The sequence below is a fragment of the Mycobacterium sp. SMC-11 genome, from assembly GCF_046250095.1.
GTDB classification, from domain to species: Bacteria; Actinomycetota; Actinomycetes; order Mycobacteriales; family Mycobacteriaceae; genus Mycobacterium; species Mycobacterium heraklionense_A.
Map to the genome: position 1 here is coordinate 1,702,480 of NZ_CP176430.1, position 15,445 is coordinate 1,717,924.

General features: G+C 67.9%; 13 protein-coding genes and 1 tRNA gene. 6 read left to right on the top strand and 8 right to left on the bottom strand.

All coding sequences use genetic code 11. The annotated features are described in order from the left end of the window. Positions 1-2: 2 nt before the first annotated feature. The gene (locus tag ACKY0X_RS08015) at positions 3-395 is read right to left on the bottom strand and encodes a Fur family transcriptional regulator (RefSeq protein WP_046283902.1); all 393 of its coding nucleotides are present in this window, start codon (positions 393-395) and stop codon (positions 3-5) included. Then, complete coding sequence (locus tag ACKY0X_RS08020; protein WP_065040357.1) at positions 392-766, bottom strand: ArsR/SmtB family transcription factor; 375 nt, start codon at positions 764-766, stop codon at positions 392-394. The genes ACKY0X_RS08015 and ACKY0X_RS08020 overlap by 4 nt, the downstream gene beginning before the upstream one ends. Before the next feature lie 132 nt (positions 767-898). Between ACKY0X_RS08020 and ACKY0X_RS08025 the strand changes: the two genes are divergently transcribed. Together ACKY0X_RS08025 and ACKY0X_RS08030 are read left to right on the top strand one after the other, a co-directional pair. Then, positions 899-2,293 (top strand): glycine--tRNA ligase, encoded by a 1,395-nt coding sequence (locus ACKY0X_RS08025; RefSeq protein ID WP_192830565.1) that lies wholly within the window; start codon positions 899-901, stop codon positions 2,291-2,293. Positions 2,294-2,547: 254 nt separating this feature from the next. Beyond that, positions 2,548-4,149 (top strand): PGRS repeat-containing protein, encoded by a 1,602-nt coding sequence (locus ACKY0X_RS08030; RefSeq protein ID WP_409429002.1) that lies wholly within the window; start codon positions 2,548-2,550, stop codon positions 4,147-4,149. 146 nt (positions 4,150-4,295) lie between these two features. Here ACKY0X_RS08030 and ACKY0X_RS08035 read toward each other — a convergent pair whose 3' ends face one another. Then, positions 4,296-4,901 (bottom strand): hypothetical protein, encoded by a 606-nt coding sequence (locus ACKY0X_RS08035; protein WP_409429003.1) that lies wholly within the window; start codon positions 4,899-4,901, stop codon positions 4,296-4,298. Positions 4,902-5,049: 148 nt separating this feature from the next. Further along, positions 5,050-7,044 (bottom strand): TPM domain-containing protein, encoded by a 1,995-nt coding sequence (locus ACKY0X_RS08040; RefSeq protein ID WP_409429004.1) that lies wholly within the window; start codon positions 7,042-7,044, stop codon positions 5,050-5,052. 135 nt (positions 7,045-7,179) lie between these two features. On the opposite strand from ACKY0X_RS08040, the gene ACKY0X_RS08045 reads away from it, so the two are divergent. Further along, positions 7,180-8,433, top strand: coding sequence for a deoxyguanosinetriphosphate triphosphohydrolase (locus ACKY0X_RS08045; protein WP_409429005.1), 1,254 nt, complete (start codon positions 7,180-7,182; stop codon positions 8,431-8,433). A 26-nt stretch (positions 8,434-8,459) separates the two neighbouring features. Here the strand turns inward: ACKY0X_RS08045 and ACKY0X_RS08050 are convergent, their stop codons facing one another. Then, a complete protein-coding gene (locus ACKY0X_RS08050; RefSeq protein ID WP_409429006.1) occupies positions 8,460-9,227 on the bottom strand; it encodes a sensor domain-containing protein in 768 nt (255 codons plus the stop codon). A gap of 136 nt (positions 9,228-9,363) precedes the next feature. Here ACKY0X_RS08050 and dnaG point away from each other — a divergent pair, with 136 nt between their 5' ends. Beyond that, entirely contained in the window at positions 9,364-11,301 is a 1,938-nt protein-coding gene (gene dnaG, locus ACKY0X_RS08055) for a DNA primase (protein WP_409429007.1), read from the top strand. Here dnaG and ACKY0X_RS08060 read toward each other — a convergent pair. After that, positions 11,298-11,546, bottom strand: a complete 249-nt coding sequence (locus ACKY0X_RS08060) for a hypothetical protein (protein WP_046282554.1) — start codon at positions 11,544-11,546, stop codon at positions 11,298-11,300. The genes dnaG and ACKY0X_RS08060 overlap by 4 nt on opposite strands. A 134-nt stretch (positions 11,547-11,680) precedes the next feature. On the opposite strand from ACKY0X_RS08060, the gene ACKY0X_RS08065 reads away from it, so the two are divergent. Next, positions 11,681-11,756, top strand: a tRNA-Asn gene (locus tag ACKY0X_RS08065). 15 nt (positions 11,757-11,771) lie between these two features. Here the strand turns inward: ACKY0X_RS08065 and ACKY0X_RS08070 are convergent. Then, positions 11,772-12,167 (bottom strand): hypothetical protein, encoded by a 396-nt coding sequence (locus ACKY0X_RS08070; RefSeq protein ID WP_409429008.1) that lies wholly within the window; start codon positions 12,165-12,167, stop codon positions 11,772-11,774. 48 nt (positions 12,168-12,215) lie between these two features. Beyond that, positions 12,216-14,162 carry an acyl-CoA dehydrogenase gene (locus ACKY0X_RS08075; protein WP_409429009.1) on the bottom strand — a complete coding sequence of 649 codons (1,947 nt, stop codon included), beginning with the start codon at positions 14,160-14,162 and terminating at the stop codon, positions 12,216-12,218. Positions 14,163-14,216: 54 nt separating this feature from the next. Between ACKY0X_RS08075 and ACKY0X_RS08080 the strand changes: the two genes are divergently transcribed. Then, a complete protein-coding gene (locus tag ACKY0X_RS08080; protein WP_409429010.1) occupies positions 14,217-15,371 on the top strand; it encodes an esterase-like activity of phytase family protein in 1,155 nt (384 codons plus the stop codon). Positions 15,372-15,445 lie beyond the last annotated feature (74 nt).

Sequence of the window (15,445 nt, forward strand, 5' to 3'; positions counted from 1 at the left end):
ACCTACTTCCGGCAATCGGCACAGGTGCCGAAGATCTCGATGGTGTGCCCGACGTCGGAGTAGTCGTGCTCGGCGGCGATCCGGGCCGCCCACTCCTCGACTTCGCGGTCGCCCACCTCGACGGTGGCCCCGCAGTCCCGACACACCAGGTGGTGGTGGTGATGCTCCGAGCAGCGCCGGTACACCGCTTCTCCGGTGTCGGATCGCAGCGTGTCGACCTGGCCGGCCGTAGCCATCGCCTGCAGGGTGCGATAGACGGTGGTCAGTCCGATGTTCTCGCCGCGCTCACGTAGCGCGTCGTGCAGCTCCTGGGCCGACCGGAAGTCCTCGACGGTCTCCAGCAACGCCGAGATCGCCGCCCGCTGCCGGGTGGAGCGCACGCCGGGGGCGGTCAACGGTCCTCACCGGCATGGGCCACTGCGTCGATGGCGATGTGCGCCAAGTGATGATCGGCCAGCCGGTAAAGCACTTCGCGGCCGGAACGTTCCCCGGCGACCACCCCGGCGGCCTTGAGGATCTTCAGATGCTGACTGACCAGGGGCTGCGGGACCCCGAGCGCGTCGACGAGTTCGTGCACGCAGCGGTGCGACTCCTGCAGCTGCAGCACGATCGCGATGCGCACCGGAGCGGCCAGTGCCCGCAGCAATTCCCCAGCGGCGTCGAGGATCTCCCGCGGTGGCGTAGCGGGGAAGGCAGGACCGGTGTGTTGATGGCCGTCGGCCACCAGACCAGACGCTGAGGAGGGCACAGCACCACCTCCGCACATGTTGGAAATCGTTTTCAGCTGGCTCCCACTGTTCCATGCGTGATGACGCATGTCAAAGAACGTGGGCGGTATCGATACGATGACTGATGTTTTGCGTGTCGGCGTTGCCGGCGCGGTCCCGTCAAGACAGGAGTGCACCCCCTCGTGGCGTCCATCATCGACACCGTTGCCAACCTGGCCAAGCGACGTGGCCTGGTCTTCCAGTCGGGCGAAATCTACGGCGGCACAAAGTCGGCGTGGGACTACGGCCCACTCGGGGTGGAGCTCAAGGAGAACATCAAGCGCCAGTGGTGGCGCTCGGTCGTGACGTCCCGCGACGACGTCGTCGGCTTGGACAGTGCGATCATCTTGCCGCGTCAGGTGTGGGTGGCCTCCGGTCACGTCGCGGTGTTCAACGACCCGCTGGTGGAGTGCCTCAACTGCCACAAGCGGCACCGGCAGGACCACATGCAGGAAGCGGTGGCACTCAAAAAGGGTGGCAACCCCGATGACGTGCCGATGAGCGAGATTGCCTGCCCGGATTGCGGAACCAAGGGCGAGTGGACCGAGCCCCGTGACTTCAACATGATGCTCAAGACCTACCTGGGTCCGATCGAGTCCGAAGAGGGTCTGCACTACCTGCGGCCCGAAACTGCACAGGGCATCTTCGTCAACTTCGCCAACGTGGTGACCACGGCTCGTCGCAAGCCGCCGTTCGGAATCGGACAGATCGGCAAGAGCTTCCGCAACGAGATCACCCCCGGCAACTTCATCTTCCGGACCCGTGAGTTCGAGCAGATGGAGATGGAATTCTTCGTCGAGCCGTCCACGGCCAAGGAGTGGCACCAGTACTGGATCGACGCGCGCCTGCAGTGGTACATCGACCTGGGTATCAAGCGTGAGAACCTGCGCCTCTACGAACACCCGCTTGAGAAGCTGTCGCACTACTCCGCCGGCACCACCGACATCGAGTACAAGTTCGGTTTCGCCGGGAACCCGTGGGGTGAGCTGGAAGGCATCGCCAACCGCACCAACTTCGATCTGACCACGCACTCGGAGCATTCCGGTGTGGACCTGTCGTTCTACGACCAGGCCTCCGACACCCGCTACGTGCCGTACGTGATCGAACCCGCAGCCGGCCTGACCCGCTCGCTGATGGCCTTCCTGGTCGACTCGTACCACGAGGACGAGGCCCCCAACGCCAAGGGCGGGGTGGACAAGCGCACCGTGCTGCGGCTGGACCCGCGGCTGGCGCCGGTCAAGGCCGCCGTGCTGCCGCTGAGCCGCAACGCCGACCTGTCGCCGAAGGCCCGGGACCTGGCGGCCGAGCTGCGCAAGTCCTGGAACGTGGAGTTCGACGACGCCGGAGCGGTCGGCCGGCGCTACCGGCGCCAGGACGAGATCGGCACGCCGTTCTGCATCACGGTCGACTTCGACTCGCTCGAAGACCATGCCGTCACCGTGCGTGAGCGCGACACGATGTCTCAGGAGCGGGTGGCCATTGACGCGGTCTCCGACTACCTGGCCGTGCGCCTCAAGGGCTGCTGATCACTGCTCGCATGACCTGAGCAGTTGCTGGCGAGGGGCGCCCGGCGGCGAAACGCCGCGGGTGGCCTCACGTAACCCTGTTGGGTCAGCGCCTGCCATTGGTTTGCCCTGAGGGTGTCTGGGGTTAGCGCCTACCTGAGAGTCCGGTGCCTCGGGTTGATGTGTTGTCACAGCCCGCATTAACTTATGGAAGTCTGTATCTCGTAACGGATTTCTGAAAGTCAAGGGTTAGTCCACACCTGGGAGGTAGGTAGATGACTATCAGTGAACGCACCACGGAACATCGTCATTCACTTGGCATCAAGGGGCGCCGTCGCAGCCGTGTGATCGGGGTGGGGAGCGCGGCGGCGGCATTTCTGGCGTTCGGGATGGCCCCGTTGGCCCCCGCGCCGCAGGCGCATGCCGACGGGTTCGATTGGCTGTTGGACATGTTCGAACCCAGCGATGTCGCGGGCGTGGCTGCCGACACCTCTGGGGTCGACGGCGTCTTCGGCGATTCGCCGTTCTGGGACCAGCTGTTGCTGGCGAACCCCGCTCTGGACCCCGCGAGTGTGATCGAGCAGTGGATGTACGCGCCGTGGCACACCGCCATGGAGGCTTGGATCACCAGTGACTTGGGCCAGCAGATCAACGACGCCATCAATCTTGCCTATGTGCAGATGAACGGCGAGGACAGTCTTAATGGTGCCTGCGGCCTGATCTGCAACGGCGTCGACGGCACCGAGACCGACCCCGACGGCGGTGCAGGCGGGTTGTGGTTCGGCGACGGCGGCGACGGCTGGGACTCCACTGTGCAGGGCATGGCCGGTGGTGACGGTGGTGCCGCTGGATTCTTTGGTAACGGCGGCGCGGGCGGCGACGGCTGGGACTCGACCGTGGCCGGCGTGGACGGTGGTATCGGCGGTGCCGGTGGCACCGGCGGCACGGTCATGGGCGACGGCGGGGTCGGAGGTGCCGGTGGCGCCGGATACCAGGCGACGGCCAACGGCGTCGACGGCACCGCGGTCGGCTCTAACGGTGGCGCCGGCGGTGTCGGGGGCGACGCCATCGCTTCGGTCTTCGGCAACGGCGGAGCGGGTGGCGTCGGTGGTGCTGGCGGTGCGGCGACTGCAAACGGGGCCAGCGGAACGGTCACCGGCGGCAACGGTGGTGTCGGTGGTACGGGCGGCAACTCGGCCGCACCCATCGGCAACGGAGGTGAAGGCGGTGCCGGCGGCGCCGGCGGCGCCGGCGGTGAAGGCACCTCCAACGGCTTCAGCGGTGACTCAACCGGCGGCAACGGCGGCATGGGTGGCGCGGGTGGTATCGCCGAGAACGGACACGGCGGTACTGGCGGCGTCGGTGGCGCCGGTGGCGAGGCCACATCCAACGGCTCCCAGGGCATCGCCAACGGCGGTGACGGTGGGACCGGCGGGACCGGCGGACAGGGCCTCATCGCCGGCACCGGCGGCGACGGTGGCGCCGGTGGCGCCGCCCGGGCCAACGGCGCCGGGGGCACCGCGACCGCCGGTGACGGTGGAAGCGGTGGTGTCGGCGCCGAGGGTGCCACGGGTGCAGCAGGCACTGCTGGAGGCACCGGCGGCAAGGGCGGCGCCGGTGGTACCGGTGGCGACTCCACCACCCATGGTTCGGGGGGCGTCTCGACCGCCGGTGACGGCGGCGACGGCGGGGCCGGTGGCAACGGTGGGACCGGTGGTACCGGCGGCGCGGCCGGCGGGGCCGGCGGACAGGGCGGCGCCGCTGGCGCCGGCGGTACCGCGACGGCGACCGGCAACAGCACGGCGACCGACGGGACGGCCGGTACGGCCGGACCGGACGGCCAGCAAGGTGCTACCGGAGCGACCGCCACACCCTGACACCCTGATACGTAGTGGTGTAGAAGTGCCCGCACGCCTTGGCGTGCGGGCACTTCCGCTGTGGTGTCCGTGCGGTGCCGAACCGGGTGGGTGAGCCGCATCGGCAGCCACCGAAATCCGGCGACCGGAGCATGTGCCGATCGTGTTCAGTCCCCGGCGATTTCGGGGGCAGGTGGCCGAACGGGCTTGAACCAGTCGATTCGGGCGCGCCAAGACAGCACGGAGGCGTAGATGAACGCGGCGGTGCTCACGCTTGCGCAGATCCAGGTGGGCAGCGTGACCGCACTGCCGAGGAGCACGCTGGTCAACTGCGCGACGATCGCCGCGACTTTGAAGACGACCCACACCAGGTAGTAGTGCGCGGCAGTCTGCGAGCGCGGATCGGTGCGCAGGGCCAGCAGTATCCGGCCGGTGAACCCGAACAGATACAGCGCGAGTGCGGCGACCAGCGCCCAGTATGCCGCGAACCAGGGGCCGCGGGGTGCGAAGACATCCAGGTACTCGGGGTGCCCCCGATCAGCGACACAGAACACGACGACCATCAGCGGCAGACCGAGTTTCAGCGGCGTCGTGACGTGGCGACGCCCCAGCAACCGGGCGTGGTCCTCGTCGGTCAACCTCGTCGCCAGGTGGTCGAACATGGCCGCGACCGCGGCGAACATGCAGAGCACGGCGAGCAGGCCCGCGACGTTCCACAACCCGGACATCCGGTGGACCAGGGGATCGAAATATGTCGGCCCCAACGGGGACATGAGCAGTCCCGCGCATCCAATGAGGACGAGGATGCGCGAAGGATTGGTATCCCAGCGCGAACCCCAGGTGTAGCGACGGACCCACAGGGCATACCCGCAAGCCACCGGAGCCGCCGCTAACGCGACATCGGTAAGTCCGAACATGAGGCTAGAAGCGGCCGCCGCCGCCGAAGAAGCCCCCGCCCGAAGACGAGCCGCCGAACGAGGTTGGACTCCAACCTCCCCCTCCGCCACCTCCGAAGCCGCCGCCCCCGCCGGAGAGGATGTTGCCGATGATGATGCCGCCCAGCATGGCGCCGGTGTCGTTGCGGCCACCGCCGGGGTCGTTGCCGTAACGGCCGTAGTAGGCCCGTTGCGCGTCCTGTACGTCGGCTTTCGCCAGTGACTGCGCGGCGGCAGCTAGGGTTGCCGCGCCGTTGGCCTGGGTGATGGCCCCAGCGACATCGGTGGTGCGCTTGTCGTGGGCGGCGTCGAGGCGGCGGCGTGCCTCGGCCAGCCGGGTGCGCGCCTCCGGGCCGACGCTGCCGCGACGGGTGTCGATGTAATCGGACACGGCGCGGATGCGCGACGATGCGGTGAACAGGGCCTGCTCGAGCGTGCGGGCCAGCCGCTCAGCGGCTGCGCGTTCCTCGGCCACGGTGTCCAGCAGCTGGTCCAGGTCGGCGTCGGCCTTGATCAGCGCGGTGAAGGCTCCCAGGGGATCTCCGGAGGTGCGGGCGGTGGCCACGGCCTTGACTACGACATCGCGAACAGCGAACAGCTCGGACTTATGCGTGCCCGCCCCGCCCTGCAGCAATGCGGTGGCTTGGGCGATGCCGGCCTCGGCGTCGGCGATGGTCTGGGGCAGTGTGGCGACCGCGTGACGGATGTCGCTTGCGGCATTGTCGACGGCGTCGAGCAGGGCACGGCCCTGGCCCAGCCCCGACTCTGCGGCCCGCACCGCATCCACCAGCTCACTCTGCCCGCCAGTCACCGGGTGATCGGCCAGGCTGCGTGCCCGGGTGATGTTGCGTTCGGCGAAGGCGGCCCGATCCTGTGCGGTCTTGACGTTGCCGGACACCGTGCTGAGCGCGGTGGCGTCGAATTCGGTGTGCAGTTCCACCAGGTGCTTCTCGGAGGCCGGGATGCGCCCGGTCAGCTCGACCAGTTGCTGGGTCAGTGTGTCGAGGCGGTCGCCCGCGTTGAGCACGAGGTCACGCAACTGCTCAAACGCGGCGCGCTGGGTCTCCAGTTCGCGGTCGGCCTTCGAGGCGGTGACGATCACCCCCGTCAGCAAGTCGCGCTGTTGTGCCGGTGTCTCGGGGATGTCGTCGTCCAGCTGCTGGCGCACGGTGAAGGCGTGCTCCATAGCGAACTTGGCGGAGGAAACGGCCTGCGCGAAGGGCCGCACGCGCTCCTTGCCGAATTCTTCGAGGGCCAGCTCCAGTTCGTTGGCGCTGGTGCGTACCGCGTTGTCGACTTCGACGACCTTCTCTCGCGACAAGGCGTCCAGCGCGAACACCGGCACGTCGGACAGTGCGTTGGGGTCGGTGGGGTCGATCCGCCGGGCCGCCGCCAGTGCCGCGGCTCGGCGCCGGCGCCGCAGGTAACGGACCACCAGCAGCAACACCAGGCCGGCGGCCGCCACCGCGGCCAGGGCGATCAGGATCGGTGTCCAGCTCACCTCGGTGGGTGCGGCGGCGGCATCGAGTCCGGTGGCGGCCGCCGAGGCCGCGCCGGCCCAGTCGTTGCGGTGCAGGGCCGGTTCGATCTGGTTGCGCCGCAACGCGTCGACCTTGCCCGAGCTGACCTCGGAGATGCCGTTGGAAACCAGGAAGGCGTAGCTGCGGTCGGCGGTGGCCACGGCGAGCAAGGCGTCGTTGCTGCCGAGATCGCTGAGCCGCACCGTGCTGCGTCCCCAGTCCTCAGCGGTCTGCCCGGAGAACACGTCGACGTAGACCACCCACAGTCGGATGTGCCGGTCGGCGTAGAGCTTGTCGATCGCGTTCTGCACCTCGGCGCGCTCGGACTGCGAGAGCGCCCCGGCGCTGTCGGTGATCAAGGTGGGCAGACGCAGCGGAGGCTGCGCCGCAGCGTTTGGGGCTACCAGCAGCACAGCGAGGAGAAACGCCAGGGCGGCGCCGGCCAGGCGGGGGATGCGCATGTCGGTAAATCTATATGCGATCGGGGGTGATCGACGGAATTCTGCGACCGGCCCACTCGGTTTCGCAACGGTCGGATGCCGAACTTCGGCCCGCCGTGTCATGGTCTCGGGTCGGGTCAAAATAGACTGGCGGCGGTGGCCATTAACTCCTGCGACAGCTACGACGCGCACGATCGCGAACGCATCGTGGCGGAGTCGTCGAAAACCGCCGGCCTGCCCGGAACCGGCGGCCAGCACCGCACCGACTTTGCCCGCGATCGGGCCAGGGTGCTGCACAGCGCTGCGCTGCGCCGGTTGGCGGATAAGACTCAGGTCGTCGGCCCCCGAGACGGGGACACCCCGCGCACCCGCCTGACCCACTCGCTGGAGGTCGCGCAGATCGGGCGGGGGATGGCGATCGGATTGGGCTGCGACCCTGACCTGGTCGACCTGGCTGGGCTGGCTCACGACATCGGCCACCCGCCTTACGGGCACAACGGTGAGCAGGCGCTCAACGAAATCGCCTCGGTCTGTGGCGGATTCGAGGGAAACGCGCAGAACTTCCGCATTCTGACCAGTTTGGAGCCCAAGGTTCTCGGTCCGGACGGTGCAAGTGCGGGCCTGAATCTGAGCCGGGCGACGCTGGACGCGGTCACCAAATATCCGTGGTTCCGTCGCGCGGCAGATGGCTCGGTACGGACCAAGTTCGGCTTTTACGACGACGATCGGGACGCCGCTGACTGGATGCGCCGCGGTGCACCGGAGGGACGCGTCTGTCTGGAATCGCAGATCATGGACTGGGCCGACGACGTCGCCTACTCGGTGCATGACGTTGAAGACGGCGTCATTTCCGGCCGGATCGACCTGCGGGTGCTCGCCGACGCATCAACCGTGGCCGAGTTGACGCGTCTGGGTGACCCGCGCGGGGTGCACGATCTGGCCGCGGCGGCCCGCCGACTCACCGAATTGCCGGTGGTGGCTGCGGTGGGTGACTACGACGCGACTCTGTCGGCGTCGGTGGCACTCAAACGGTTGACCAGCGAACTGGTCGGACGCTTCGCCTCTGCGGCGATCACCGCCACCCACGATGCCGCCGGTCCCGGGCCGCTGACCCGCTACCAGGCAGACCTCGAGGTTCCTGAACTGGTGCGGGCCGAAGTGGCCGTGCTGAAAACCCTTGCGGTGCAGTTCATCATTTCGTCGGACCAGCACCGCAGAATTCAGGCCGCTCAGCGTGAGCAGGTGCACGAGGTCGCGCACCGGCTGCTCGCCACGGCGCCGGAGAGCCTGGACCCGATCTTCGTTCCCGCGTTTAACGCCGCCGCTGACGACAACGCACGGCTGCGGGTGATCGTCGACCAGATCGCGTCGTGTACCGAGGGGCGGCTGGAACGCCTCGTCGCGGGCTAGTGACATAGGCGGCACCGCGGGCGAACTCAGCCGAGCTTGGCGACCTTGTCCATCATCGCCCGCACGACATCGGTGCTGCTGGTCTGCGGGTCACCGGAACCACTGGCGTTCTCGGTTCCGGTGAAGGCGATCAGGACTCCGACGATGCAGTTGTCCTGCAGCCCGATGGCGCGGGTGTCCGGCGCCTTGGGACTTTTGTCGAGCACGATCGATGCGGCCAGGACGTCGTCGGTGACCCGCACGTCGGTGATGTGCATTTCGGTGCCGGGAAGGTGCGGCGATCCGGCAGTGTCCGGGTCGGCCGCGTTGACCGGCTGCCCGTCGCAGTGCTTCCACTGCTCGGCGAACTTCTCGAACAGCTGCCGGGCGTCTGCGGCGGTGGGCAGGGCGACCACGGCCTCCTTGACGAACATCACCCGGGTGTCGAGCGGCTTGAAGCCGTCGTGGGCGGGCTCGGGGTCGATCCAGGTCTCCCGCGCGTAGCTCTGGACGGGGGCCGACGCGTACACACTTCGCTGCGCGACGTCGAGGACTCCCACGCAGTCGCCGGGGGTTGCTGAGTCGTCCATCGCCTCCAGGCCGCCGTAGGACGGCGGGCCGGTGACGGTGGTGAAGGGCTGATCCAACATCGCGGTCAGCTCGGTGCCGTTGAGCAGCACCTGCTTGACGGTCTCGCCGGTGACGCCGGCCGCACTACGCGACCGGTCGGGCAGCACCAGCCAGGTCGTCACCGCGGCCGCGGCGAGCACGGCGACGGCGACAAGGGTCAGCAACCAGACCCGTTTCGAGTTCATTCACGCCCCTGATGCAGCAGTTGACCCGTCATTAAAGCATGGGCAGTGCCGGCATCAGGGCCGGGCAGACGGCGGCGATCCGCTTCGCCGCGCTCGCGATCGCCGCGGGGCAGATGGCGCGCTCTAGACTGGCCCAGTGCCAGGCCGTATCTCCGATCGCGACATCGCCGCTATCCGCGAGCGTGTCCGGATCGAGGACGTGGTCGGCGATTACGTGCAGCTCAGGCGTGCCGGCGCGGACTCGCTGAAGGGCCTGTGCCCGTTTCACAACGAGAAGTCACCGTCGTTCCACGTCCGGCCCAACCATGGCCTGTTCCACTGCTTCGGCTGTGGGGAAGGCGGCGACGTCTACGCCTTCATCCAGAAGATCGAGCACGCCAGCTTCGTCGAGGCGGTCGAGCTGCTCGCCGACCGGGTCGGCCACACCATCACCTACACCGGCGCGTCGGCCACCAACATCCAACGCGAGCGCGGCGGCCGCAGCCGGCTGATCGCCGCCAATGCGGCGGCTGCCGAGTTCTACGCCGCGGCGCTGAGCACCCCCGAGGCCGCGCCGGCGCGAAAATATCTCACCGAGCGAAACTTTGATGCCGCCGCCGCCGAGCGGTTCGGTTGCGGTTTCGCCCCCTCGGGGTGGGACGGCCTGACCAAGCATCTGCTGCGCAAGGGCTTCGAGTTCAAGGAACTGGAGGCCGCCGGCCTGTCCCGAGAAGGGCGCCGCGGTCCGATGGACCGATTCCACCGCCGGCTGCTGTGGCCGATCCGTTCGTCGGCGGGGGAGGTGATCGGGTTCGGTGCCCGCCGGCTGTTCGACGACGACCCGATGGAGGCCAAGTACGTCAACACCCCCGAAACCACGCTCTACAAGAAATCCAACGTGCTGTTCGGCCTGGACCTGGCTAAACGAGACATCGCCCGCGGACACCAGGCGATCGTCGTCGAGGGCTACACCGACGTGATGGCGATGCATCTGGCAGGCGTCACCACCGCGGTCGCCTCGTGCGGTACCGCCTTCGGCGATGAGCACCTGGCGATGCTGCGCCGACTGATGATGGACGACAAGTTCTTTCGCGGTGAACTGATCTACGTCTTCGACGGCGACGCGGCGGGCCGTGCCGCCGCGGTCAAGGCGCTCGAGGGCGAGCAGCAGCTGGCCGGACAGTCGTTCGTCGCGGTCGCCGCCGACGGCATGGATCCGTGTGATCTGCGCCTGGCGCATGGCGACGAGGCGCTGCGCGACTTGGTGGCGCGCCGCACCCCGTTGTTCGAGTTTGCGGTACGCACCGCCCTCGCCGAGATGGACCTGGAGACGGCCGAGGGCCGGGTCGCTGCGCTGCGCCGCTGCGTGCCGATGGTCGCGCAGATCAAGGACCCGACGCTGCGCGATGAATACGCGCGGCAGCTGGCCGGCTGGGTGGGTTGGGACGACGTCGCGCAGGTGATCGGCCGGGTGCGTGCGAGGGCCAAGAACGAGACCAAGGGAGCCAAGGGCGATGCCAAGGACAGCGGGCCGGCCCGGGACCGTCAGGCGTCGCGTGGGGCCGCCAGTCCCGCCGAACAGCCGGCGGTCGCCCGACCGAACCCGACCGATCCGACGTTGTGGCCGCAGCGTGAGGCGCTCAAAGCGGCGCTGCAGTACCCGGCGCTGGCCGGGCCGGTGTTCGACACCCTGACGGTGGAGAGTTTCACCCACCCCGGCTATGCCGCGGTGCGCTCGGCGATCGACGCGGCCGGGGGGACAGCCGGGGTGGCCGGCGCCGGCGGCGCGCAGTGGATCGAGACGGTGCGCGCGCAGACGCCTTCGTCGCTGACCACCGCGCTGATCCACGAGTTGAGCGTGGAGGCCATCCGCGTCGACGAGGACAAGCTGCCGCGGTATATCGGCGGCGTGCTGGCCCGCCTCCAAGAGGTGTGGGTGGGCCGGCAGATCGCCGAGGTCAAGTCCAAACTGCAGCGCATGTCACCGGTGGAGCACAGCGACGAATATCACGCGCTCTTCGGCGATCTGGTGGCGATGGAGGCCTACCGCCGCAGCCTGCTGGAGCAGGCCAGCGGCGATGATCTGACCGCCTAGCGGTCGTCTTCGGGCTCGACCGGCGTGACGATCGACGTACCGTCCTCGAGTTCGGTCAGCGTCACCATCGCCGAATCGGGATGGATCCGGTCGGCGATGGTGCGCCGTCCCTTGTCGATCAGCGCCTTGGCGACCGGGCTGCTCGTCACCGCGTGATAGGTGCCGACGATCTGCTCGTAGCGGCGACGGCCGGCTTTGGTGCCCATCACGTAGCCGACCCCCATCACCACGACATACCCGATCAATGCGGCCCCTTAGAACAGTCGATGCAGTGCTTCCATCCTGCCTCACGCGGTGCAACGGGGGCCGGGTGCGACCCCCGTTGCACAGCGGTGGTTTCGGTATGCGCTAGAGTCTTGCAAGTCCGCGAGGACAGCAATCCCCTGTAGCTCAATTGGCAGAGCATTCGGCTGTTAACCGGAGGGTTGGTGGTTCGAGTCCACCCGGGGGAGCCACGTTTGAGACCGGCGTTAGTCCAGCCGGGGAATCACCGAAGGACCCGCCTGCGAAGGCGGCTGCTGCGGTGCGAACATCCCCGGCACCTGCTGTGACTGCCCGCCCTGCTGCTTGGCCGCACGGGCCTGGGCGAGCGCGTTGACCAGCGGGTTGTTCGCCATCATCTCGCGACGCTCTTCTTCGCTGAGTTCGTAGATCGCCCACGCGCCCCAAGCAGCCGGACGCACGTACACGGTGACCTGCTGGCGGCCGTTGTTGAAGACGGCGGGAACTGCCACGGCCCGGTCGGTGGCCGCGAAGGTGGCCATCTCCTCGGTGATCCGCTCGAGATCAGCGGTTTCGTGCAGCTCATAGGTGGGCGCTTGCACGCCCTTGGTGGGGGTGGCATTCAGGGCGAGGAACCACGCCATGAGAGGTACTCCTTTGTTCGGTCTGGGGTCCAGACAGCCTAAAGGCGGCTACCCGGTGGACGCACCGGCGGGCGGTACCGACAGGTGTTCGGGATGCAGCATTTCGGCGTACCGCAATTCTTCGGGGATGCCGAACCCGTCGATCAGAGTCTGTGCGTGCGGGCGCAGTTTCCGGCACCGGTCATTGATGCCGCGGGTGACGGCCTTGGCCCGATCGGTGGACAGATACCGGTGCTCGATGTACCAGGCCTTGTCGTCCTCGATGACGCTGAGCGCGTACAGGTCGCACACCAGCTCCAGCAGTTCGCGGGCGTCGGGATCGGGGCAGGAGTCGATGCCGGCGACAAACGCCTCCAGCACGACTCGATCGATGTGTGCGGTGGCCGCATGCAGCATGTGGTCCTGGACCGCGTTGAAGGCGTCGAAGTCGCTCATCTCCTGGGACTTGGCCCTGAGCCGCCGTGCCACCGAGGTCAGCAGATATTCCTCGCGGTCTTCGAACATGTGCACCTGGGTGCCGCGGTTGAACAGGCTGCCCTCCTCCTCGCTGTCCTGCCTGGCGTCCACGATGGTCTGGATGATCGTCTCGGCCGCAGTGCGTTTGAGCACCCGATCCCCGACAGCCTCGGCCGCGAACCGCACCCACCCGACCGGGCTCATGTCGGCGATGTCATCGGCGTAGGTGGTCAGCAGCTGCTTGGCCACCAGTTGCGTCAGCACGTGGTTGTCGCCCTCGAAGGTGGTGAACACATCGATGTCGGCGCGCAACGCGATCAGCCGGTTCTCGGCCATGTAGCCGGCGCCGCCGCAGGCCTCGCGCGCCTCCTGGATGGCCCGGGACGCGTGCCAGGTGTTGGCCGCCTTGAGCCCGGCTGCTCGTGCCTCCAATTCGCGCTGTTCCTCGGCGTCGGGCTCGTCGGCGGTCTGCAGATCATGGCAGCGGCCCACCAGCTCGTTCTGGGCGAACTGCAGCGCATAGGAGCGGGCAATCAGCGGCAAGAGGCGACGCTGGTGAACCAGGTAGTCCATGATCAGCACCTCGTGTTTCGCTCCGTCGTCGCTGGGGGCGCTGAATTGCCTGCGCTGCAACGCATATCGGGTAGCGATATCCAGGGCGACCCGGGCGGCCGCGCCCGCGCTTCCACCCACCGAGACCCGGCCCCGGATCAGGGTGCCGATCATGGTGAAGAACCGCCGGCCATCGCTCTCGATCGACGACCGGTAACTGCCGTCGGCCTCTACATCGGCATAGCGATTCAGCAGGTTCTCCCGGGGCACCCGGACGCGGTCGAAGACAATGCGTCCGTTGTCCACACCGGGAAGACCGCCTTTGTAGTGGCAGTCCGAGGTGGTCACGCCGGGCAGATCGGTGCCCTGCGTGTCGCGGATCGGCACCAGGAAGCAATGCACGCCGTGGTTTTCGTCATCGGTGATGAGCTGGGCGAAAACTGCCGCAACGGCGGCGGTTTCGGCGGCCCCACCGATGTAGTCCTTGCGTGCCGATCCCGTCGCGGAGTCGATCACAAATTCCTGAGTTGCCGGGTCGTAGGTGGCGGTGGTCTCCAGCGACTGCACGTCGCTGCCGTGACCGGTCTCGGTCATCGCAAAACACCCGAGCAGGTCGAGGTCGATGATCTTCTCGACGTACGCGCGGTGGTGGCGCTCGGTGCCCAGGTTCTCCACTGCGCCGCCGAACAGCCCCCATTGGACCCCGGCCTTGACCATCAGCGACAGATCCGACATGGCCAACATCTCGATCATGGTGATTGCCGCGCCGACGTCGCCGGTGCCGCCGTGTTCCTTGTGGAAACTGTCCGCCGCAACTCCGGAGCCGGCCATGATCCGCAGTTGTTCGGCGACCTTCGCGCGGGCGATCGCGGTGTTCGGGGTGTAGTGCGGACGAAACTTCTCATCGCACAGAGTGGCCCGGACCTGGTTTTTCACCGTCCGCCAGCGGCCGTCCAAGGTGTCGCGCAGGGCATCGGAAGTGGTCACTTCATGCACCGTATCCAGGCGGGGCCACCGGTAAACCGGGTTTAGATTACGGATGTGCGTGGGAAGCGGAGCCGGTTGCCGGCGTTGTGCGGTGTGCTGCTGACCGGCGGTGCTGCGCTGGTGGGTTGCGCGCCGTGCGAGACCTCCACGGCGACAGCCGGACTGCAGTACCTCGGCCAGGCTCGACTGGCGTCGAACACCAGATTCGCGGGCACCGTCGTCGGTGGCCTGTCCGGAATCAGCTACGACCGCGGCCGCGACTGCTACTACGTGATCAGCGACGACCGCTCGGCCAACGGGCCGGCCCGCTTCTACACCGTGCGGCTCTCGGTGTCCGACCGCGGCGTCGACGGGGTGGCGATCACCGCCATGAACCCGCTGTTGGACCAGCACGGGCGCCCGTTTGAGCGCCAGGCCTTCGACGCGACGCCGCCGGTCATACCGCCCGACCCCGAAGGCATCGCGTTCGATGCCGGTCGGCAGCGGTTGTATTGGTCCTCCGAGGGGGAGCGGCGTACCGACGGCCCACGCGGCGCGGTGTTGGCCGACCCGTGGGTGCGTACCGCCGGGTTGGACGGCAGCTACCTTGGCGGGTTCACCATGCCGCCGCAGCTGGCGATGTCGGCGCAGCCCACCGGGCCGCGCCGCAACACCACCCTCGAGGGCCTGACGGTGACTGCCGACGGACGAATGCTGTTCGCCGCAATGGAGGGCCCGGGGTACGACGACGGCCCGCTGCCGGATCGCGACCACGGCGCGCTGACTCGTATCACCGCCTACCGACTCGACGCTGACGCCAGTCCTGGCGCCCCGGTCGCCCAATACGCCTATCCGCTGGAGCCTGCCACCGTACCGGCCAAAACCAACGGCCTCACCGATCTGGTGGCCCTGTCGGACACCGCGTTCCTCGTGATCGAGCGGGCGTTCAGTGACCGCCCAACGGTGCGACTGTTTCGCGCCGAGATCACCGGTGCCACCGATGTGCTCGGAATGCCGGCGCTCGCGGCTGCCGCCGTGACGCCGATGACCAAGACTCTGGTGGCCGACCTGTCCACCACACCCGGTCTGGACCCGCTGGACAACATCGAGGGGCTGACGCTGGGCCCGCGACTGCCCGATGGGCGGCAGACCGTGGTGCTGGTCAGTGACGACAACTTCGCACCGCGCCAACTGACCCAGTTCGTCGCCTTCGCGATACCCGCCGACTAGCCGCACAACGGTGATCGTCGGCGCGACAGTCCCAAGCAGACCGAATACAATCTGGCGCCACGGAATTGGCGTTT